At 73.1% G+C, this 20586-nt stretch carries 23 protein-coding genes; 18 read left to right on the top strand and 5 right to left on the bottom strand.

Translation table 11 applies throughout. The features are described from left to right. From ctaD to A3CO_RS0112170, 4 genes are all read left to right on the top strand, one after another. Window positions 1-1592: aa3-type cytochrome oxidase subunit I (gene ctaD, locus A3CO_RS31725; RefSeq protein ID WP_018332529.1), on the top strand; the 1592-nt coding region annotated here is incomplete at its 5' end. Between the two features lie 65 nt (window positions 1593-1657). After that, window positions 1658-2875: a phosphoserine phosphatase SerB gene (serB, locus tag A3CO_RS0112180; RefSeq protein WP_026204534.1), complete on the top strand. Its 1218-nt coding sequence runs from the start codon at window positions 1658-1660 to the stop codon at window positions 2873-2875. Further along, on the top strand, window positions 2862-3629 hold the full coding sequence (locus A3CO_RS0112175) for a hypothetical protein (RefSeq protein ID WP_018332527.1): 768 nt from the start codon (window positions 2862-2864) through the stop codon (window positions 3627-3629). Before serB ends, A3CO_RS0112175 begins: the two co-directional genes overlap by 14 nt. Before the next feature lie 36 nt (window positions 3630-3665). Continuing rightward, the gene (locus tag A3CO_RS0112170) at window positions 3666-4508 is read left to right on the top strand and encodes an ATP-grasp domain-containing protein (protein ID WP_018332526.1); all 843 of its coding nucleotides are present in this window, start codon (window positions 3666-3668) and stop codon (window positions 4506-4508) included. A 6-nt stretch (window positions 4509-4514) separates the two neighbouring features. On the opposite strand, the gene A3CO_RS0112165 is transcribed toward A3CO_RS0112170, so the two are convergent. Next, on the bottom strand, window positions 4515-6572 hold the full coding sequence (locus tag A3CO_RS0112165; protein ID WP_018332525.1) for an ATP-dependent DNA helicase: 2058 nt from the start codon (window positions 6570-6572) through the stop codon (window positions 4515-4517). Between the two features lie 150 nt (window positions 6573-6722). On the opposite strand from A3CO_RS0112165, the gene A3CO_RS0112160 reads away from it, so the two are divergent. Continuing rightward, the gene (locus tag A3CO_RS0112160) at window positions 6723-7175 is read left to right on the top strand and encodes a hypothetical protein (protein ID WP_018332524.1); all 453 of its coding nucleotides are present in this window, start codon (window positions 6723-6725) and stop codon (window positions 7173-7175) included. Beyond that, window positions 7162-7818, top strand: coding sequence for a hypothetical protein (locus A3CO_RS0112155; RefSeq protein WP_157647461.1), 657 nt, complete (start codon window positions 7162-7164; stop codon window positions 7816-7818). Before A3CO_RS0112160 ends, A3CO_RS0112155 begins: the two co-directional genes overlap by 14 nt. 1 nt (window position 7819) lies before the next feature. Here A3CO_RS0112155 and A3CO_RS0112150 read toward each other — a convergent pair whose 3' ends face one another. After that, the gene (locus tag A3CO_RS0112150; protein ID WP_018332522.1) at window positions 7820-8833 is read right to left on the bottom strand and encodes a fatty acid desaturase family protein; all 1014 of its coding nucleotides are present in this window, start codon (window positions 8831-8833) and stop codon (window positions 7820-7822) included. 184 nt (window positions 8834-9017) lie between these two features. Continuing rightward, window positions 9018-9584, bottom strand: coding sequence for an isochorismatase family protein (locus tag A3CO_RS0112145; protein WP_018332521.1), 567 nt, complete (start codon window positions 9582-9584; stop codon window positions 9018-9020). A gap of 85 nt (window positions 9585-9669) precedes the next feature. Here A3CO_RS0112145 and A3CO_RS0112140 point away from each other — a divergent pair, with 85 nt between their 5' ends. Beyond that, window positions 9670-10563, top strand: coding sequence for an LLM class flavin-dependent oxidoreductase (locus A3CO_RS0112140; RefSeq protein WP_018332520.1), 894 nt, complete (start codon window positions 9670-9672; stop codon window positions 10561-10563). Window position 10564: 1 nt separating this feature from the next. Here the strand turns inward: A3CO_RS0112140 and A3CO_RS0112135 are convergent, their stop codons facing one another. Next, window positions 10565-11848, bottom strand: coding sequence for a nicotinate phosphoribosyltransferase (locus A3CO_RS0112135; protein ID WP_018332519.1), 1284 nt, complete (start codon window positions 11846-11848; stop codon window positions 10565-10567). 49 nt (window positions 11849-11897) lie between these two features. Here A3CO_RS0112135 and clpS point away from each other — a divergent pair, with 49 nt between their 5' ends. The 7 genes from clpS to A3CO_RS0112100 all read left to right on the top strand — a co-directional run bounded on the left by clpS (window position 11898) and on the right by A3CO_RS0112100 (window position 16177). Beyond that, entirely contained in the window at window positions 11898-12242 is a 345-nt protein-coding gene (clpS, locus tag A3CO_RS0112130; RefSeq protein WP_245561490.1) for an ATP-dependent Clp protease adapter ClpS, read from the top strand. Window positions 12243-12245: 3 nt separating this feature from the next. Next, complete coding sequence (locus A3CO_RS0112125; RefSeq protein WP_018332517.1) at window positions 12246-12818, top strand: DUF2017 domain-containing protein; 573 nt, start codon at window positions 12246-12248, stop codon at window positions 12816-12818. Window positions 12819-12839: 21 nt separating this feature from the next. Beyond that, the gene (locus tag A3CO_RS0112120) at window positions 12840-13355 is read left to right on the top strand and encodes a M67 family metallopeptidase (protein WP_033414338.1); all 516 of its coding nucleotides are present in this window, start codon (window positions 12840-12842) and stop codon (window positions 13353-13355) included. Window positions 13356-13452: 97 nt separating this feature from the next. After that, the gene (locus tag A3CO_RS0112115) at window positions 13453-13728 is read left to right on the top strand and encodes a MoaD/ThiS family protein (RefSeq protein ID WP_018332515.1); all 276 of its coding nucleotides are present in this window, start codon (window positions 13453-13455) and stop codon (window positions 13726-13728) included. Window positions 13729-13783: 55 nt separating this feature from the next. Further along, window positions 13784-14734 (top strand): PLP-dependent cysteine synthase family protein, encoded by a 951-nt coding sequence (locus A3CO_RS0112110; RefSeq protein WP_018332514.1) that lies wholly within the window; start codon window positions 13784-13786, stop codon window positions 14732-14734. Window positions 14735-14764: 30 nt separating this feature from the next. Beyond that, on the top strand, window positions 14765-15409 hold the full coding sequence (locus A3CO_RS0112105; RefSeq protein WP_018332513.1) for a rhomboid family intramembrane serine protease: 645 nt from the start codon (window positions 14765-14767) through the stop codon (window positions 15407-15409). A 9-nt stretch (window positions 15410-15418) separates the two neighbouring features. Next, the gene (locus tag A3CO_RS0112100; RefSeq protein WP_026204530.1) at window positions 15419-16177 is read left to right on the top strand and encodes an MBL fold metallo-hydrolase; all 759 of its coding nucleotides are present in this window, start codon (window positions 15419-15421) and stop codon (window positions 16175-16177) included. Between the two features lie 12 nt (window positions 16178-16189). On the opposite strand, the gene A3CO_RS0112095 is transcribed toward A3CO_RS0112100, so the two are convergent. Then, window positions 16190-17632, bottom strand: coding sequence for a DHA2 family efflux MFS transporter permease subunit (locus A3CO_RS0112095; RefSeq protein WP_157647459.1), 1443 nt, complete (start codon window positions 17630-17632; stop codon window positions 16190-16192). Between the two features lie 67 nt (window positions 17633-17699). Here A3CO_RS0112095 and rph point away from each other — a divergent pair, with 67 nt between their 5' ends. From rph to A3CO_RS0112075, 4 genes are read left to right on the top strand one after another with little or no spacing between them, the layout of a single operon-like run. Beyond that, on the top strand, window positions 17700-18443 hold the full coding sequence (gene rph, locus A3CO_RS0112090; protein ID WP_026204529.1) for a ribonuclease PH: 744 nt from the start codon (window positions 17700-17702) through the stop codon (window positions 18441-18443). Continuing rightward, entirely contained in the window at window positions 18443-19063 is a 621-nt protein-coding gene (gene rdgB / locus A3CO_RS0112085; RefSeq protein ID WP_018332509.1) for an RdgB/HAM1 family non-canonical purine NTP pyrophosphatase, read from the top strand. The genes rph and rdgB overlap by 1 nt, the downstream gene beginning before the upstream one ends. Beyond that, complete coding sequence (locus A3CO_RS0112080) at window positions 19060-19671, top strand: class I SAM-dependent methyltransferase (RefSeq protein WP_018332508.1); 612 nt, start codon at window positions 19060-19062, stop codon at window positions 19669-19671. The genes rdgB and A3CO_RS0112080 overlap by 4 nt, the downstream gene beginning before the upstream one ends. Beyond that, window positions 19646-20467 carry an alpha/beta fold hydrolase gene (locus A3CO_RS0112075; RefSeq protein ID WP_018332507.1) on the top strand — a complete coding sequence of 274 codons (822 nt, stop codon included), beginning with the start codon at window positions 19646-19648 and terminating at the stop codon, window positions 20465-20467. The genes A3CO_RS0112080 and A3CO_RS0112075 overlap by 26 nt, the downstream gene beginning before the upstream one ends. Window positions 20468-20586: the final 119 nt, after the last annotated feature.

Raw genomic sequence — 20586 nt, 5'->3', positions numbered from 1 at the left:
TGGCCCTGCTGATGCGGGCCGAGCTCGCGCAGCCGGGTCTGCAGATCCTGTCGGTCGAGCAGTACAACCAGCTGTTCACCATGCACGGCACGATCATGCTGCTGCTGTACGCGACGCCGATCCTCTTCGGCTTCGCGAACTACATCGTGCCGCTGCAGATCGGCGCGCCGGACGTGGCGTTCCCCCGGCTCAACTCGTTCTCGTACTGGCTGTTCCTCTTCGGCGGCACGATGGTCGTCTCCGGGTTCTTCACCCCGGGCGGCGCCGCCAGCTTCGGCTGGTTCGCGTACTCGCCGCTGTCGGACTCCCTCTACACCCCGGGCTACGGCGCCGACCTGTGGATCGTGGGCCTCGCGGTCTCCGGTCTCGGCACCATCCTCGGCGGCGTCAACTTCGTGACGACGATCGTCTGCATGCGCGCCCCGGGCATGACCATGTTCCGGATGCCGATCTTCACCTGGAACATCCTGGTGACGGTCGTGCTCGTGCTGCTGGCCTTCCCGATCCTCACCGCGGCCCTCTTCGGCCTGCTGGCGGACCGGCACCTCGGCGCCCACATCTTCGACCCGGCCAACGGCGGGGTCATCCTGTGGCAGCACCTCTTCTGGTTCTTCGGGCACCCCGAGGTCTACATCGTGGCACTGCCCTTCTTCGGCATCGTCTCGGAGATCTTCCCGGTCTTCAGCCGCAAGCCGATCTTCGGCTACAAGACGCTGATCTACGCGACGCTGTCGATCGCGGCCCTCTCGGTCGCGGTGTGGGCGCACCACATGTACGCCACCGGCGCCGTGCTGCTGCCCTTCTTCTCCTTCACCACGTTCCTCATCGCCGTGCCGACCGGGATCAAGTTCTTCAACTGGATCGGCACCATGTGGAAGGGGCAGCTGACCTTCGAGACGCCGATGCTGTTCTCGATCGGATTCCTCGTCACGTTCCTCTTCGGTGGCCTCACCGGCGTCCTGCTGGCCTCGCCGCCGCTGGACTTCCACGTCTCGGACTCGTACTTCGTGGTGGCGCACTTCCACTACGTGCTGTTCGGGACGATCGTGTTCGCCACCTACGCCGGCATCTACTTCTGGTTCCCGAAGATGACCGGCCGCATGATGAACGAGCGCCTGGGCAAGTTCCACTTCTGGGCGACCTTCGTCGGCTTCCACACGACGTTCCTCGTGCAGCACTGGCTGGGCAACGAGGGCATGCCGCGGCGCTACGCGGACTACCTGCCCTCGGACGGCTTCACCACGCTGAACACGATCTCGACGGTCGGCGCGTTCATCCTCGGCGCCTCGACGCTGCCGTTCATCTGGAACGTCTTCTCCAGCTACCGCTACGGGCGTCCGGTCGAGGTGGACGATCCCTGGGGCCACGGCAACTCGCTGGAGTGGGCCACGTCGTGCCCGCCGCCGCGGCACAACTTCACCGAGCTGCCCCGGATCCGTTCGGAGCGGCCGGCGTTCGAGCTGCACTACCCGCACCTCACGGAGCGGATCCGGCTCGAGGCGCACATCGGTGGCGGCCACAGCATCGGTGAGGCGGTCACCGGCAAGGTCGGTCAGGAGAACCTCCCCGGCAGCGACCCCCGGAACAAGTGAGCCGTCCGTCGGGGGACGGTCACGCGCTCGACGCCGCCGGGGCGGACCACGTGTCCGCCCCGGCGGTGGCGCGTACGACGCTCCTCGTCACGGTCACCGGCCCGGACTTCCCGGGCGTCTCGGCGACGCTGTTCACGGTCCTCGCCGAGCACGGCGCCGAGATGCTGGACGTCCAGCAGGCGACGATCCACGGCCACCTCACGCTGTCCGCGCTGGTCGGCGTCACCGGTGACCCGAACCGGCTCGCCCGCAGCCTGGACGTCGCGATCCCCGCTCTCGGTCTCGCGGTCACGGTCGAGACCGGGGGCGACGCGTCCTCGGTGCACCCCTACTCCACCCACGTGGTGTCGGTCCTCGGGCGGCCGATCACGGCCGCGGACTTCGCCGAGGTGGCCCGCACCCTCGCGTCGCTGCGCGTCAACATCGACCGGGTGCGGCGGGTCGCCGACTACCCGGTCACCGGGCTGGAGCTGCGCATCTCCGTGCCCGGCGTCTCCCCACCGACCGACGCGGCGCTGCGGCAGGCCCTCGTCGGCGCCTCGCAGCGGGCGGGTGTCGACGTCGCGGTCCAGCGGGTGGGCATCGCCCAGCGGGCCAAGCGGCTGATCGTGTTCGACGTCGACTCCACCCTGGTGCAGGGCGAGGTCATCGAGATGCTCGCCGCCCACGCGGGGCGGGAGGCCGAGGTCCGCGCCGTCACCGAGGCGGCGATGCGCGGGGAGATCGACTTCGCGGCGTCCCTGCACCGGCGGGTGGCGACCCTGAAGGGCCTGCCCGCGTCGTGTCTCGACGACGTCGCGGCGCAGATCCGGCTGACGCCGGGGGCGCGCACCACCATCCGCACCCTCAAGCGGCTCGGCTACCGCTGCGGCGTGGTGTCCGGCGGGTTCACGCACGTCATCGACTACCTCGTGGCCGACCTCGGGCTCGACTACGCCGCGGCCAACGAGCTGGAGATCGTCGACGGGTACCTGACCGGGCGCGTCGTCGGCGAGGTGGTCGACCGGGCCGGCAAGGCGCGCTCGCTGCTCGACTTCGCGGCGCGCTACGAGGTGCCGATCGAGCAGACGGTCGCCGTCGGGGACGGCGCCAACGACCTCGACATGCTCGCGGCCGCCGGGCTCGGGATCGCCTTCAACGCGAAGCCGGTGGTGGCGGCCGCCGCCGACACGGCGCTGTCCTCCCCGTTCCTCGACGCCGTCCTCTTCGTCCTCGGCGTGACCCGCGACGAGATCGAGGTCGCGGACGCCGCGGAGGGCCTGCTGCGCCGTGTCCCACTCTGATCTGACCGCGCTCGCGCCCCTGGCGGCGCGGGTGTGCCCGTGGGCGACGGACACGCCGGCGCCCGAGGTCGACGAGGACCCGGACGGTCCGGTCCGCGCGATGCCGGTGATCCTGCGCCTCGAGAAGCAGGACCCCCCGACACCGACGGCCCTGCTGGAGGCCGCTGCCGCGGCCGCGCTCGCGCTGTGTCTGGACGAACGCTCCGCGCCGGGCGGGGAGTGGTTCGACGCGGTCGCCGCGTGGTGCGGGGCCGGGCGCATCCGCAAGCTGGCCCGTCGGGCGCGGACCTCGCACTGGCGGGCGGTGCAGGACGTCCCCGGCGTCACCGTGTCCGAGCTGGTCCGGGCGCTCGTGCCGGGTCCGGTGGACGACGTCCCGCACGAGGTTCGGCGACTGCAGATCGGTGGGACCGACCTGCCGGACGACGAACCCGGGCCCGTCGAGCCCGGCCGCCCCGTGATCTGGCTGAACCCGCGGGTCGAGCAGTCCACCGGCAAGGCGGCCGCCCAGGTCGGGCACGCCAGCATGATCCTCGCGACGGTCCTGGCCTGGACCGGCGGCGACCCGGTCCAGGTCGCCGCACCCGCCGTCCGGACCGCCCCGACGTCGGACTGGGACGTCTGGTGCGCGGCGTCGGACGACGCGCGGGCGGCCTGGGAACGGTACGGCGTGGCCGCGGTCCGGGACGCGGGGTTCACCGAGGTGGCTCCCGGCACGGTCACCTGCATCGGGCAGGTGGCGGCGGGCGGCTGATGGTTGGGCGGGCGCGGCGACGGGGACGATGATCACGTGGCCGCCACCGTGATCGTCGCCAGCACCCGGGTGCGTTCCGAGCGCATCGACGCGGAGAACCAGCCGTTGGTCGCCGCGCTGGCCGACCGTGGGGTGCAGGCCCGGGTGGAGCCGTGGGACACCCCGGACGACGTGGCGGGCTGGTCGGCGGCCGACCTGGTGGCGGTGCGCACGACGTGGGACTACACGGGGCGGCGGGACGAGTTCCTGGCCTGGGCGCGCTCGGTGGCGTCGCGGACGGTGCTGCAGAACCCGCTCGAGGTCCTGGAGTGGAACTCCCACAAGCGCTACCTCGTGGAGCTCTCCGAGGCCGGGGTGCCGGTGGTGCCGACGCGGCTCGTGCCGGCCGGGTCGACGCCGGAGCCGCTCGGACCGTCGCGGGTCGTCGTCAAGCCCGCGGTGTCGGCCGGCGGCCGGGAGACGTTCCGCGGGACCGGCCCGGAGCTCGAGGGGACCCTCGCGGGGCTCGCCGCCGCCGTGGACGTACTGGTGCAGCCCGCCGTCGAGTCGATCGCCTCCGAGGGGGAGGTGTCGCTGATCCGGCTGGGCGACCGGTGGTCGCACGCGGTGCGGAAGTACCCGGCGGCCGACGGGTTCCTCGTGCACGAGCGCCACGGCGGACGGCTGGAGGACCACGAGCCGACCCTGCGGGAGCTCGCCGTCGCCGAGCGGGCCCTCGCGCACGCCCCGGCCCCGGTGCACGCGGCCCGGGTGGACCTGGTGCGCATCGACGGCGAGCCGGTGGTGATGGAGCTCGAGCTGATCGAGCCGGAGCTCTTCCTGCGCCGGGCGCCCGCCGCGGCCGGAGAACTCGCGGACGCGCTGCTGGCGACGCTGTAGGGCCGGTCAGTCGCCCCGGAGGCGCTCGAGGGCCCCGCGGACGACGGCCGGGTCGCTCGTCGTCCAGAACGGCGGCAGGGAGCCGCGCAGGAAACCGCCGTACTGCTTCGTCGCGACCCGGGAGTCGAGGATCGCGACCACCCCGCGGTCGCCGGTGCCGCGCAGGAGCCGCCCGGCGCCCTGGGCCAGGAGCAGCGCCGCATGTGTGGCGGAGACGGTGAGGAAGCCGTTCCCGCCGCGGGCGTCGACCGCGCGCTGTCGGGCGGCGACGAGCGGGTCGTCCGGGCGCGGGAACGGGATGCGGTCGATCATCACGAGCTGCAGCGACTCGCCCGGGACGTCCACGCCCTGCCAGAGCGAGATCGTGCCGAAGAGCACGCTGCCGGTCTCGGCGGCGAACTTCTGCACCAGCGTGTTCGTCGAGTCCTCGCCCTGGCACAGGACGGTGCCGTCCCAGCGGCCGCGGAGGTCCTCGGTCGCCTGCTTCGCGGCCCGCATCGACGAGAACAGCCCGAGCGCCCGGCCGCCGGCGGCGCGCACGAGGCCGTCGATCTCGTCGAGCACCGCGGGGGAGAGGCCGTCGCGTCCCGGGGGCGGCAGGTGCCGGGCGACGTAGAGGATCCCGGCCTTGGCGTGGGCGAACGGCGAGCCGACGTCGAGGCCGTGCCACACGAGATTGGTGGCCGGGTCGTTGCCGTGGCCGGACCCGTCGTCGGGAAGGTCGCTCTTCTTGTCGACCGGCAGGCCCCACTGACGGGCGAGGGCGTCGAAGGAGCCGCCGAGCACGAGGGTCGCGCTGGTGAGGACCACGGTCGACTGCCCGAAGAGGCGGCTCGCGAGCAGACCCGCGACCGACAGGGGTGCGACGTGCAACGCCCGCACCGTGCTCGACCCGAGCTCGCGCTCGGAGAGCCACACGACGTCCGGCCGGGTCGCCGGGTCCTCGCGGTCGAAGGCCGTGAGCAGCCGGCCCGCGACGTCGTGGACCTCCTCGACCATCGCGGTGGCGAAGCGGCGGTTGGCCGCGTCGGTGTCGTTCTCCTTCGGCCCCTTCTCCCGCTCCGGGCCGAGCGCCTGCTTGCACGCCCACGCCGCGTTGCGGATCGCCGCCAGCATCCGACCCACGGGCTCCGGGAGGTTCTCCCAGCGGCCGACCGGCGTGTCCAGCAACACCGCGTCGAGGCCCTCACCGGCGTCGACGAGCTGGTCGGCCAGCGCCTGGTCGATCAGCTTCGCGCAGCGGCGGGCGGCGGCGGTGGCGCTCGAGCCGGTGAGCTCGCCGGTCGCCACCGAGGTGACGCGGTCGACCAGGTTGTGGGCCTCGTCGACCACCACGACGTCGTGCTCGGGCAGCACCGCGCGCCCCTCGATCGCGTCGATCGCGAGCAGCGCGTGGTTGGTGACGACGACGTCGGCGGCGCCCGCCCGGTGCCGGGCGAGCTCGGAGAAGCAGTCCTCGGCGACCGGGCACCGGGACGCGCCGAGGCACTCGCGGGCGGTGACGCTGACCTGGCGCCACGCGCGGTCGGGCACGCCGGGGACGAGTTCGTCGCGGTCGCCGGTCGTCGTCTGCTCGGCCCACTCGTGCAGCCGGGTGACCTGCCGGCCCAGCGCCGAGACCTGGAACGGGTCGAAGAGCTGCTCGTCGCCCGGGTCCTCGGCCTGCGCCCCGGACTCGATCTTGTGGCGGCAGAGGTAGTTCCCGCGTCCCTTGAGGATCGCGAACGTCGGCTTCCGCCCGAGGACGGGCTCGAGGGCCTTCGTCAGCCGCGGCAGGTCGCGGTCGACCAGCTGGGCCTGCAGCGCGATCGTCGCGGTGGACACGACCACCGCCTGGTCGGCCTCCAGCGCGTGCCGGATCGACGGGACGAGGTAGGCCAGCGACTTCCCGGTGCCCGTGCCGGCCTGCACCGCGAGGTGCTCACCCGTGCGGAGGGCCCGCTCGACGGCGGCCGCCATCTCCTGCTGGCCCGTCCGCTCGGTCCCGCCCAGCGCCTCGACCGCGGCGGCGAGCAGGTCCGCCACCGGCGCGGTGTCCGTGACCGACTCCGTCAGCTGCGCCATGCCCGCACCCCCTTCGCGGGCTCAGACTACGGACGCGCCCGATCGGTTCCCGGCACCGCCACGATTGCTCCGGTGGGGTGATCCGTGGATCCGGCGCAGGCCCGCGCGAGTTGGTGGAGGTGAAGGCACCTCACCGGCTCGGGAGTCCGCATGCGCCGTCTGCTCGTCATCGTCATCGTCCTCGTCGCCGGGGCCGTGCTCGTGACGGAGGGGTCGGCCGCAGCCGCTCCACGGCTCGCCGCGTCGGAGGACTGCGGCGTTCGCGTCAACCGACCGCACTTCAGCCGGGCGTACGACGAGGTCCACACCCGTATCGAGAGCTTCTGCCGCACGATGCCGGTCGTCACGAACACCGTCTCGGGTGCGACGTACCGGTCGCGCTTCTGGGGCTGGGAGCTGGTCGCGGAGCTCCCCGCGACCTCCACGAAGGGACCGGCCGTGTTCGCGCAGGACCACCGGGAGACGGTCGCCGCACGCTGCGAGCCCGGTTCCCTCCACCGCTGCCGCACCGAGGTCCATGGGACCGTGACGTTCCCGCACGGCACCTTCTCGGCCTCCGCCTACGAAGAGAACGACCAGGAGATCCTCTGTGGACGACCCTGAGCCCGGAACCGCGGCCCGTGCGACACCTCGTCGACCCGACGCGGCGCTGGTGGGGCGCCTGCTCGCGAGCGTCGTCGCCGCGCCGATCGGGGCGTTCCGGGCGACGGCGGACTACGAGACCGTGCAGGGACCGCCGCCCGGCGAGCTACCGCGCCGGTTCTCGCCCTTCCGTGAGGCGGGGCCGCCCCCCACCGGGAACGCACACGACGAGTGCGTCATCGTGCTCGAGGACCGGGACCGCTGGCGGGTCACCACGTCCGGCGGTGGGGAGTACGGCCGGGCGGGAGACGTCCTCACCGTGCAGTACCCGGGTCACGCCGCCCACGAGATGGATGTCGAGAACGTCCGCGCACCGTCGACCGACTGGCCCTACTACGCCGGGCACTGGGCGGAGGAGCTCGTCCTGCCGCACCGGTTCCTGGGTCTGCTCGACGAACTCGTGGTCGTCGACGACCGACCGGCCCGACCGAGGTTCGGGGCCGCCGTGTCCCTCCGGCAGCCGGAGGCCTACCAGGGGATCGCCGGTGCGGAGGTGCTCGAGGTGGAGTTCACCGTGGACGTGGCCCTCGCCGTGATCGTCGAGGCCGTCGCGACGACCTGGGACCGGCGGGTGTCCACCTACGCGCTGGAGGTGCTCGGCTGACTCACGCGCGCAGCGGCGCGGACACCTCGTGGAGGTGGCGCAGCACCTGGCGGTAGGAGTCCAGCGCGCCGACGCGGGTGTACGGCAGGCCGTGCTCGAGGCAGAAGGCCTCGACCAGTACCTGCCCACGCGCGAGGTTCGGCCGCGGCATGCGGGGGAAGAGGTGGTGGGTGACCTGGTGCTCCAGGCCGCCGAGCAGGTAGCCCAGGACCCGCCCGCCGCGTACGTCGCGCGAGGTGAGGACCTGCTTGTGCAGGTGGTCGAGCTGCGTGCCCCGGGGGAGCACCGGCATCCCCTTGTGGTTCGGGGCGAACGCGAGGCCCATCGCCACTCCCCACACAGCCTGGTGCACGAGGACGAAGGCGACGGCCTGCCACGGCGTGAGCACGAGCAGGACGGCCGCGAGGTAGCCGAGCACGTGCGCCGTGAGCAGCGCGATCTCCAGCCTCGGTCGCGGCACCCGCCGGCGGAGCGCCTCCTGGAACGCGACCAGGTGCAGGTTCCAGCCCTCGAGGAGCAGGAGCGGGAGGAACAGGAACGCCTGGTGGGCGACGGCCCACCGCGCGAAGCCGCGCCGATCGGCGGCCTGCTCGACGCTGAACGCGAGGACCGGGATGTCGATGTCCGGGTCGGCGTCCGCGTGGTTCGGCGACGCGTGGTGGGTGTTGTGCTTCACCACCCAGGCCCCGAAGCTCATGCCGACCAGCGCACCGTGCAGGTGGCCGACGACGTCGTTCGCGCGTCGGCCGGCGAAGATCTGGCGGTGGCCCGCGTCGTGGCCGACGAAGGCGAGCTGGGTGGTCACGACGCCGAGGACCGCGGCGGTGACGAGCTGCCACCACGACGGGCCCAGCAGCACGAAGGCCGTGACGGTGCCGGCGAGCAGCAGCACGTTCGTGCCGAGCACCGTCGCGTAGACGCCCGGCCGGCGTCGCAGGAGGCCGGCGGCCTTGATGCGGGCCGTGAGCTCGGCGAAGGTCGGCTCGGTGCGCGAGCCACTGCTGCGGACGGTCATCGGTCCTCGATCCGGTCGCCGCCGCGGCGGTGCCGCCACGGTCGTTCCTGGTCGTCGAGGAGGCCGACGGCCTCTCGCGCGGGGCCCGACGAGGTACTCCCCACGGTGATGCCCGGACGGGCCGGGACCCACCCGGCGAGACGGAGATCACCGCCGACCGGGCCGGACCCGTCGTCGGGAAGGGTCAGGCCGCGCGGGCGAGCACGACCCCCGCCTCGCGCATCGTGCTGCAGGCCGCCTCCGTCGTCTCCGGGGTGACGCCCGCGGTCAGGTCGAGGAGCACCGTCGTCGCGAATCCCGCGGTGGCCGCGTCGACCGCGGTCGCCCGGACGCAGTGGTCGGTGGCGATGCCGACGACCTCGACGAGGTCGACACCGCGGTTGCGCAGCCAGTCCACGAGCCGCTCGCCGGACTCCGACGTGCCCTCGAACGCGGAGTACGCGGCGGTGTGCCGGCCCTTCGAGAAGACCTCCTCGATGCGCGACACGTCGAGCTCGGGGTGGAACGCCGCCCCGGCCTCGCCGACGCGGCAGTGCGCAGGCCAGCTGTCGACGAAGTCGGGCTGCTCGGAGAAGTGCGCGCCCGGGTCCTCGTGGTAGTCGCGACTGGCGACCACGTGGGCGTAGCGGCCGTGCTCGGCCGCGAGGAAGCGCGTGATCGCGGCAGCCGTCGCCGCCCCACCGGCGACCCCCATCGAGCCGCCCTCGCAGAAGTCGAGCTGGACGTCCACCACGATCAGCGCGCGCGCCATGGCTTCAGCCTATCGGGTGACGGCACCCCCGGGTCGCCGTCCCGGCGCCGTTGCCGCGCACCGCGGAGCGTGATCTCCTCGCCCCGTGTCGCGTCTCGCCGTCAGCGCATGGCTGAACACCACCTGGTCGACGACGGACGTCGTGGCCGTCGCGCACGAGGCGGAGGCCGCGGGCTACGACGGCCTCTGGGTCGCCGACCACTTCATGGGCAACACCGGGACCGAGGAACGGTCCGACGTCGCGCTCCGGGACTGCTTCTCGGTGCTCGCGGGACTCGCCACCGCCGTGCCGCGCGTGCGGCTCGGCAGCCTGGTCGCGGGCATCACCTACCGGCACCCCGCGGTCCTGGCCAACATCGCCGCGACGACGTCGGACCTGTCCGGCGGCCGCCTCGTCCTCGGGGTCGGGGCCGGGTGGCAACTCAACGAGCACGCCGCCTACGGCATCCCGCTGGGGCCGGTCCGGGAGCGGATCGACCGCTTCGAGGAGAGCCTGGCCGTCCTCCACGGCCTGCTGCGCACGCCCCGGACCTCCGTGTCGGGCCGGCACTATGCCGTGACGGACGCCCCGCAGGTGCCGGCCGCAGACCGGATCCCGCTGCTCATCGGCGCCTCCGGCGAGCAGCGGATGCTCGGCGTCGTCGCGCGGTGGGCCGACGAGTGGAACACCTGGTCCACGCCCGAGGTGTTCGCCCGCAAGACCGCGGTGCTGGACGAGCACTGTGACCGGATCGGCCGCGACCCGGGGGAGATCCGGCGCTCCACCCAGGCGATCCTCGCCATCGACCGGAAGCCCGAGGACGTCCGGGCGCCGGTCGCGGTCGCCGGGTCCGTGGCGCAGATCGTGGACACCATCGGGCGGTGGCGGGAGGCCGGGCTGGACGAGCTGATCGTCCCGACGATCCGGGGTGACGTCGCGGAGGGCCGCGAGCTGCTCGGCCGGTTCGCCACGGAGATCCGCCCGCAGCTCGACGACTAGGTCAGGGCACGAACGTCGTCGGGATCGCGGGTTCGCCCCGGGAGAGCTTGAGGCCCTCCCACGGGATCGCGACGAGGTTGCGGCGCAGGTGCTCGCGCGCGTCGGCGAGCGAGGGCAGGCCCGCCACCGGCTCGCCGGACTTGACCAGGTCGACCGGCACCACGCGGTCGTGCTCGCCGACCTCGACGGTGTGGTCGAGCCGGTGCACGACCTCCTCGACCGCGGTGCCCGTCGGACGGTGCCGACGCACCGCGGACTTGGCGCCGCCGCGGGACTCCTTCGACGACGAGCGCTTCGCCACCGGTCGGCCCTCGACCTCGACGAGCTTGTAGACCATGCCCGCGGTCGGCGCGCCGGACCCGGTGACGACGGAGGTGCCGACGCCGTACGCGTCGACCGGCTCGGCCCGCAGGCCGGCGATCGCGTGCTCGTCCAGGTCGCCGGAGAGCACGACGCGGGTGCTCGTGGCGCCGAGCGAGTCGAGCTGCTGGCGCGCCCGCTGCGCCATCACGCCGAGGTCACCCGAGTCGATCCGGACGGCGCCGAGCTCCGGCCCGGCGACGCGCACCGCGGTCTCGATGCCCTCGGTGATGTCGTAGGTGTCGACCAGCAGCGTCGTCCCGACGCCGAGTGCGGCGACCTGGGCGCGGAAGGCCTCCTCCTCGGTGTCGTGCAGGAGGGTGAAGGCGTGCGCCGAGGTCCCCGTCGTCGGGACCCCGTAGCGGGCCGCGGCCTCGAGGTTCGAGGTGGCGTCGAAGCCCGCCAGGTAGGCCGCCCGGGCGGCCGCGACGGCCGCCTCCTCGTGCGTGCGGCGCGAGCCCATCTCGATGAGACGGCGACCGGCCGCCGCCGTCGTCATGCGGGCGGCGGCCGAGGCGATGGCGCAGTCGTGGTTGAGGATCGAGAGCACGAGGGTCTCGAGCAGCACGCACTCGGCGAACGTCCCGGAGACGGTGAGCACCGGTGATCCCGGGAAGTACAGCTCGCCCTCCGGGTAGCCGACGACGTCGCCGGCGAAGCGGAAGCTCGCGAGATGGTCCAGCACTCGCGCGGAGAGTGCCCCCGTCGCGTGCAGCGCCGCGAGCTCCTCGTCCCCGTAGGAGAAGCGCGCGAGCGACTCGAGCACCCGCGCGGTGCCCGCGACGACGCCGTAGCGGCGGCCGTGCGGCAGCGAGCGCGCGAAGACCTCGAAGCTCGCCCGGCGGCCGGCGGTGCCGTCGGCCAGGGCCGCGTCGAGCATCGTCAGCTCGTACTGGTCGGTCATGAGCGCGGTGCCGCCCGTCATCGGCTCAGCCTAGATGCAGCACCCGTCGTGCAACTGAGACGATGGGGACATGCGCCGTGCCATGGGGTCGAGCTCCGCTGCGCTGCGTCCCCCTGTGCTCTCGGCGCCGGTGGAGCCGGCGCCCACGGTGGAGGAGCTGCCCGACGAGCTCGTCGGCGCGGACACCCCGTGGCAGACCATCGTGTGGAACGACCCGATCAACCTGATGTCCTACGTGACCTACGTGTTCCAGAAGATCTTCGGCTACGACAAGCAGAAGGCCACCGCCCTGATGATGGACGTGCACCAGAAGGGACGGGCGACCGTGTCGTCGGGCAGCCGCGAGAAGGTCGAGGGCGACGTCGCGAAGCTCCACGCGGCGGGGCTGTGGGCGACGATGCAGCGGTCGTCGTAGCCGGTGCGCGCCTGGAAACGGCACGGGCGGGGCGAGCGCGCCCGCTACGTCGCGGTGCTCGACCCCGCCGAGGCCTCGGTACTGCGCGGGCTCGTCGGGCAGGTCGACGACATGCTCTCCGGGCGCGCGGACGCCGGCCCGCAGGACGAGCTCGCGGAGCTCACCGGCATCCGGACCGGCCCGTCCACCGCCCCGGACGACCCCGTCCTGGCGCGGCTGCTGCCGGACTTCCACCGTCCCGACGCCGAGGGCGGCGCGGGCGCGGACGGGGTGGCCCTGTCGGCGGCCATGCGCTCGGTCAACGAGCCCGAGCTGATCGCGGCCAAGCGCGACGCCATCGCCACGTTGCTCGCCTCCTGCCCCGGGGGCGGCGGGCGCGTCGAGCTGACGGTGCCGCAGGCCGAGGCGTGGCTGACCGCGGTCAACGACGTCCGGCTCGCGCTCGGCACCGCCCTCGAGGTGACCGAGGACATGCCCGAGCGGCTCCCGCCGGACGACCCGCGGACCGACCACCTGCCCGTCTACCACTGGCTGACGTGGTTGCAGGACTCCTTGCTCACGGTGCTGCTGCCCTGAGCGCCCCGTAAGGTGGTCGCCGTGCTCGTGATCCGCCGGGACCTCGTCGAGGAGATGGTCGCGCACGCCCGCCGCGACCACCCGCGCGAGGCGTGCGGTCAGCTGCTGGGCCCGGAGGAGAGCGACCGGCCCGAGCGCTACGTGCCGATGACGAACGCCGACGACGCCGGCGCCCAGGGCAGCGACTACCGCTTCGACTCCCGCGAGCAGTTCGCCGTCTACAAGGACGCCGCCACGCGCGACGAGGAGACCGTGGTGGTCTTCCACTCCCACACCCGCGTCCCGCGCCGCCCGCTGACCGACAGCGGGCTCCCCGAGGCCTACCCCTCGGTCAAGGACATCGAGTTCATGGGCCTGCAGCCCGGCGTCCACTTCGCGATCGTCGCCATCACCGGGCCCGACTCGTCCTACGACCTGCGCTCGTTCCTGCTCGACGACGCCGGTGAGGTCGTCGAGGACGAGGTCCAGGTCGTGGAGAACTACATGTTCTCCCACACCGGGCCCAACGACATCCCTCCCGTCGCTCCGCTGGGCTGAGAAGACGTGCCGGACCGTCCCCGACGGTCCCGGAACAACCCGGCGTCGTGCGACGCTGTCCCCTGCAAGTCCGACCCCGTTCTCCTGGAGGAAAGCCGTGTCCGCCACCGTCTCGATCCCGACGATCCTGCGCACCCACACCGGTGGGGAGAAGCAGGTCAAGGCCGAGGGGTCGACGCTGCAGGAGGTCATCTCCGACCTCGAGGCCAACCACCCCGGCATCAAGGACCGGCTGGTGACCGACGGCGCGCTGCACCGCTTCGTCAACGTCTACGTCAACGACGAGGACGTCCGCTTCGCCGGTGGCCTCGACGCGCAGGTCCCCGACAACGGCACCGTGACGATCCTGCCCGCGGTCGCCGGCGGCCGCTGAGCCCCGTTCCCCGGGCCGCCCAGGCCCGGGGGCCGTCTCTTCTCTGGAGCACCCGATGGCGCGGTACGACTCGCTGATCCACGCCCTGGGCGACACCCCTGTCGTGGGGCTGCCGTCGTTCTCGCCGGCGCCGCACGTGCGGCTGTGGGCCAAGCTCGAGGACCGCAACCCGACCGGTTCCATCAAGGACCGCCCGGCCCTGCGCATGATCACCAAGGCCGAGGAGGACGGGCTGCTCACGCCCGGCTGCACGATCCTCGAGCCGACCTCGGGCAACACCGGGATCTCGCTGGCGATGGCGGCCAAGCTCAAGGGCTACTCACTGGTGTGCGTCATGCCGGAGAACACCTCGGCCGAGCGGCGGCAGCTGCTCGAGATGTACGGCGCGCGGATCATCTTCTCGCCGGCCGCGGGCGGCTCGAACCAGGCCGTGGCGACGGCCAAGGAGATCGCGGCCCAGAACCCGGACTGGGTCATGCTCTACCAGTACGGCAACCCGGCGAACCCGCTGTCGCACTACGAGGGGACGGGTCCGGAGATCCTCCGCGACGTCCCGACGATCACGCACTTCGTCGCGGGCCTGGGCACCACCGGCACGCTCGTCGGCACCGGGCGCTACCTGCGCGAGCACAAGCCGGACTGCCAGATCATCGCCGCCGAGCCCCGCTACGGCGAGCTCGTCTACGGGCTGCGCAACATGGACGAGGGCTTCGTCCCGGAGCTCTACGACCCCGACGTCCTCACCGGCCGCTACTCGGTCGGCGCGCAGGACGCGCTGCGGCGGACCCGCCAGCTCGTCGAGCAGGAGGGCATCTTCGCCGGCATCTCGACGGGCGGCATCCTGCACGCGGCGCTGGCCCAGGCCGAGAAGGCGGCCGGGAGCGACGACGAGGCCGACATCGTCATGATCGTCTGCGACGGCGGGTGGAAGTACCTGTCCACCGGGGCCTACGCCGGCACGCTGGAGGAGGCCGCGGAGGGGCTCGAGGGCCAGCTCTGGGCCTGATTCTCAGCTTCCGTCGCTATCGTCGGAACGGTGAGCAGTCCGACGGTCCCCGCGAAACCCCGCATCGTCCCGGCGCACCCGGCGCGGGCCGCCGTCGGGATGATCCTCTTCCTCGCCGTGCTCTGGGTGATCGAGGCGTTCGACCAGTTCGTCTTCCACGGCGCGCTCGACCGGGACGGCATCGTGCCGCGCTCGGTCGACGGGCTCTCCGGCATCCTCTGGGCGCCGCTGCTGCACTACGGCTGGCCGCACCTGATCGCCAACTCGCTCCCGTTCCTGGTGCTCGGCTTCCTCGCGCTGGCCGGCGGGCTCGGCCAGTTCATCGCGGTGACGGCGCTGGTGTGGCTCCTCGGCGGGTTCCTCACGTGGCTGACCGGCTTCGGCGTCACGGTCGGGGCGTCCGGGGTGATCTTCGGGTGGCTCGCGTTCCTGCTCTTCCGCGGCTTCTTCGCCCGCTCCGGCCGCCAGATCGTGCTCGCCGTCGTCCTCCTCCTGGTCTACGGCGGCGTGCTCTGGGGAGTCCTGCCGGGCACCCCGGGTGTCTCCTGGCAGGCTCACCTGTTCGGGGCACTGGCCGGAATCCTCGCCGCGCGACTCGTGGCGACCGCCGATCGGCGGGGATCTCGGGGAAGCCGTCCGTCCGACGGAGTGTCGCCCTCTCCGATCGGCCCGTAGGGTGCCCGCGTGGAACTGATCGTCCTGGGGTGTTCCGGCAGCGGGGCCGGACCCACCTCGCCCGCGTCCGGGTATCTCGTGCGCACCCGCTCCACGACCCTGGCGCTCGACCTGGGCAACGGCACGTTCGGCACGCTGCAGCGCCACATGGACCCGTTCGATCTCGACGCGGTGGTCCTCTCGCACCTGCACCCCGACCACTGTGCCGACGTCTCCGGGCTGATCGTCCACCGTCGTTACCACCCGGACGGTCCCGGCAAGGTGCTGCCGCTGCACGGGCCGAGCGAGTCCGAGGTACGCCTCGCGGTGGCCTACGCACCGTCGTCGGACGAGCGGGTCGCCACCGATCTCACCGACGTCTTCGACTACCACGTGTTCGCCGACGGCCCGGCGGGCGTGGGCGACATCGCGCTGTCGAGTGCCCCGGTCGACCACCCCTGCGAGGCCTACGGCGTGCGCCTCGAGCACGAGGGGCGGACGCTCGTCTACTCCGGCGACACGGGACCGTGCGACACGCTCGTCGAGCTCGCCCACGGCGCGGACGTGCTGCTGTGCGAGGCGACGTGGACCGACTCGCCGGACCGTCCGCCCGGCGTGCACCTCTCGGGCAAGCAGGCCGGTGAGGTCGCCCGCGAGGCCGGGGTGAAGCGGCTGCTGATCACGCACGTGCCCGCCTGGTACGACGGCGAGGAACTGCTCGCCGAGGCCCGGGCGGAGTACTCCGGACCGACCGAGCTGGTCCGCCCGGACGGGCACTACACGGTCTGATCTCCGGCCGGCTCAGCGCGCCGGTGCCCCGTCGGCCGGTTCGTCGACGAGCTCGGCGGGGGACGCCTGCGTCGTCGGGCGGATTCGCGGGAGCAGCAGCGCGACGAGCCCGGCGACCATGACGACCACGGCCGCCACCGCGAACGCCCGCGTGGTGCCGGCCGTCGACGCCGCGGCCGGGGAGGCGCCCGCCGCGAGGAGTCCGTCGGCGCGGGACGTGGCGAGGGTGGACAGCACGGCGAGGCCGATCGCCCCGCCGACCTGACGGGAGGTGTTGAGCAGCCCGGACGCGAGGCCCGCCTGCGTGCGGTCGACCCCCGAGGTGGCGGCGCCCGCGAGCGGCGTCAGGGCGATGCCCATGCCCAGCCCGACGGCGATACCCGGACCGAGCACCCCGCCCACCCACGTCGACTGCGGGGTGAGCTGTGCGAACCACGCGAAGCCGGCCGCCGTCAGGAAGGCACCCCCGACGAGCAGCGGGCGGGCACCGATCCGGCCGAGCATGCGTGAGGGGAACTGCGAGCCGAGCACGATCGAGCCGGACTGCGGCAGGAACGCGAGCCCGGCGGTGAGCGCGTCGAAGCCCAGGACGCCCTGCATGTGGATCGAGACGAAATACCACATGGCGAACATCGCCGAGGCGATCAGCGCCATGGTGCCGTTCGCGACGCTGACGGGCCGGATGCGGAAGATGCCGAGCGGGACGAGCGGCGAGGCGATCCGGGTCTCGAGGACCACGAAGCCGGTGAGCAGCACCGCGGCGACGACGAAGCTGCCCCAGCTCAGCGGTGCGCCCCAGCCGGCGGTCTCGCTGGTGACCACGCCGTGGACGAAGGCGACCAGCCCTCCGGTGACGAGCAGCGCGCCGCCCGCGTCGAGGCGGGGTCGGTCGTCCGCGCGGGTCTCGGACACCGCGATCCGGGCCAGCACCGCGGTGAGCACGACGACCGGCACGTTGACCAGGAAGATCCAGCGCCAGCTCAGGAAGTGCACGAGCACCCCGCCCGCGATGCCCCCGACCGCGCCACCGACCCCGCCGATCGCGGCCCACGCGCCCAGCGCGCGCGACCGGGCGGCGCCCTCGGTGAACGTCGTCGTGAGGATCGTCAGGGTGGCGGGGGAGAGGACCGCGCCGCCGAGGCCCTGCGCGGCGCGGGCGGCGAGGACGAGCCCCTGGGAGTCGGCGAGCCCGCCCACCAGGGACGCCGCCCCGAACAGCACGAGCCCGGCCAGGAACATGCGGCGTCGACCGAACAGGTCCGCCGCGCGGCCGCCGAGGAGCAGGAAGCCGGCGAAGGCGAGCGTGTAGGCGCTGACCACCCACTGCAGCCCGACCGCCGAGAAGCCCAGCGCCTCCCGCATCGCGGGCAGCGCGACGTTCACGATCGACACGTCGAGCACGACCATGAACTGCGCGAGGCAGGCGACGAGGAGAACGAGACGGTCCCGGGGCACGTGCTGCACGCTAACGAAGGGGTCCGACGACGTCGCCCCGGAGCGGCGCCTCCTAGGGTGGGTGACCGTGGCACGCAGTGACGGCAGGTCCGACGACGAACTCCGCCCCATCGAGATCCGTCGGGGGTTCCAGCAGCACCCCGCCGGGTCCGTGCTGGTGTCCTTCGGCAACACCCGCGTGCTCTGCGCGGCGAGCGTGACCGAGGGCGTCCCGCGCTGGCGGCGCGACTCGGGGCTCGGCTGGCTCACCGCCGAGTACGCGATGCTGCCCTCGGCCACGCACACCCGCTCCGACCGCGAGTCGGTCAAGGGCCGGGTCGGCGGGCGCACGCACGAGATCAGCCGGCTCGTCGGCCGGTCGCTGCGCGCGGCGATCGACCTGAAGGCCCTGGGCGAGAACACGATCCAGCTCGACTGCGACGTGCTCCAGGCCGACGGTGGGACGCGGACGGCCGCCATCACCGGCGCCTACGTCGCGCTCGCCGACGCCGTGACGTGGCTCGGGGCGAAGAAGAAGCTGGCCGACCCGAACCCGCTCTCGTGCTCGATCGCAGCGGTCTCGGTCGGGGTCGTCGACGGCCGGGTGCGCCTCGACCTGCCGTACGAGGAGGACAGCCGGGCGGAGGTCGACATGAACGTCGTCGCGACCGACGCGGGCACCCTCGTCGAGGTCCAGGGCACCGGCGAGGGCGCCACGTACACCCGCGACACGCTCGACAAGATGCTCGACTCGGCCCTGGCCGGCATCGCGCGCCTCACGGAGATCCAGGCCGCCGCGCTCGCCGAGCCGTACCCGGGGGAGCTGCCCTGATGCAGGTCCTCCTCGCCACCCGCAACGACGCCAAGCTCGTCGAGCTCCGGCGCATCGTCTCGGACCTCGGGGTCGAGGTGATCGGTCTCGACGAGGTGCCCGCGTTCCCCGAGGCGCCCGAGACCGGCGCGACGTTCGCGGAGAACTCGCTGGCGAAGGCCCGGGACGCGTGCGCGGCGACCGGGATGCTGGCCGTCGCCGACGACTCCGGGCTCGCCGTCGACGCCCTCAACGGGATGCCCGGGGTGCTCTCGGCGCGGTGGTCGGGCTCGTCCGGCGACCGCCGGGAGAAGGACGCGAAGAACCTCGCCCTCGTGCTCGACCAGATGGCCGACGTCCCCGAGGAACGTCGCGGCGCGGCCTTCGTCTGCGCGGCTGCGGCCGTGCACCCGGACGGGCGCGAGGTCGTCGTCACCGAGCGCTGGCCGGGGCGGCTGATCCGCACACCCCGCGGGGTGAACGGCTTCGGCTACGACCCGGCCTTCGTTCCCGACGGCGGGTCGCTCACCTCCGCCGAGATGTCCCCGGAGGAGAAGAACGCGGTCTCGCACCGGGCCCGGGCGTTCCGGGCACTGGCGCCGGAGCTGCGGACGCTCGTCGGGGACGCCCCGTCGTCGTGAATGAGCAGTACTTCGCCGAGGAGCCGACCACGCCGTCGGCGCCGGAACCGGCGCGCCTCGACGTCCGGGGCCTGTCGTTGCAGGTGACGACCGACTCCGGGGTGTTCGCCCGCGGGCGGCTCGACAAGGGCACGCGGGTACTGCTCGAGCACGCCCCGGAGCCCGAGCGGGGCGGCGACCTGCTCGACCTCGGCTGCGGCTGGGGCCCGATCTCGCTGTGGCTCGCGTCGATCCGGCGGCGCTCGACGGTGTGGGCGGTGGACGTCAACACGCGGGCGCTCGGGCTCGTCGAGCAGAACGCGCGCGCCGCGGGGCTGGGCAACGTGCGGGCGTGCCGTCCGGACGAGGTCCCGGACGACGTCCGCTTCGCCGGCATGTGGTCCAACCCGCCGATCCGCGGCGGCAAGGAGGCGTTGCACGACCTGCTCCTGCAGTGGCTGCCGCGGGTGGACGGACCCAGCCACCTCGTCGTCGCGAAGAACCTCGGATCCGACTCGCTCGCGCGATGGCTGGGCGGTCAGGGGTACAGGGTGTCGAGACTGTCGTCGAACGCGGGGTTCCGCGTGCTGGAGGTCGTCGTCGATGCTGGCGGTGGAACGGAGCGGTAGCGGGGCCCCGGTGCTGTGCCTGCACGGGTGGCCGGGCGGGGCGTCGGACTACCGCCTGCTGACACCGCTGCTGGTGGACGTCGCGGACGTGGTCGTGCCGCACCTGCCCGGGTTCGGGCGCTCGTTCGCCCCGGGCGACGAGCTCCGCCCGCCGTCGGACTTCGACCGGGCGCACCTGGTGTCGGCGCTCGGGGAGCTGGACCTCGGCCCCGCCGTCGTCGTGGGCTACGACGTCGGCATCACGACGGCGGTCGCGTACGCGCGGGAGTATCCCGACCGCGTGCGCGCCCTCGTCCTCGGCAACACGCTCGCGCCGTCGGTGACGGTGGAGGCGGTGCTGTCGGACGAGTACCGCCCGGAGTTCTGGTACCAGGACTTCCACCAGCTGGAGCTGGCCCGTCAGCTGATCGACGGCAACCCGGCCGCCGTGCGGACGTACCTGGAGCACTTCTGGTCGCACTGGGGCGCGCGGCCCGAGGCCGTGGTGGACGAGCAGCTGGTCGAGGACTACTCGCGGCCGGGAGCGTTCACGGCGTCGGTGAACTGGTACCGGTCGGGCTCGTCGTCGCTGTACACGGCGCTGGGGCTGCGCGGCGTGACGGAGTTCCCGCCGCCGCTGGACGTGCCGGCCACCGTCATCTGGGGCGCGCAGGACCCGATCTTCCCGGCCGCGTTCGCGTCCGCCGTCCCGGACCTGCTGCCCCGCGCGGACGTGCGTGTGCTCGACGACGTCGGCCACTTCACGCCGGTCGAGGCGGCGCCGGAGATGGCGGAGGCGATCCGGTCCTACCTCTGATCAGGGGTCGGGGGACCACTCGGACTTGTGTGGCGTGTCGTCGCCCTTCTTGCGCGCGTCGCCACACAAGTTCGGTGGGCGACCCGACATCGCTAGAGTGACCGCATCCGCCGTCCGGA

Origin of the sequence: Actinomycetospora chiangmaiensis DSM 45062, from assembly GCF_000379625.1 — a bacterium.
Taxonomy (GTDB): domain Bacteria; phylum Actinomycetota; class Actinomycetes; order Mycobacteriales; family Pseudonocardiaceae; genus Actinomycetospora; species Actinomycetospora chiangmaiensis.
Note: the sequence above shows the minus strand (reverse complement) of the source record. Positions and strands in the feature narration are given on the sequence as shown.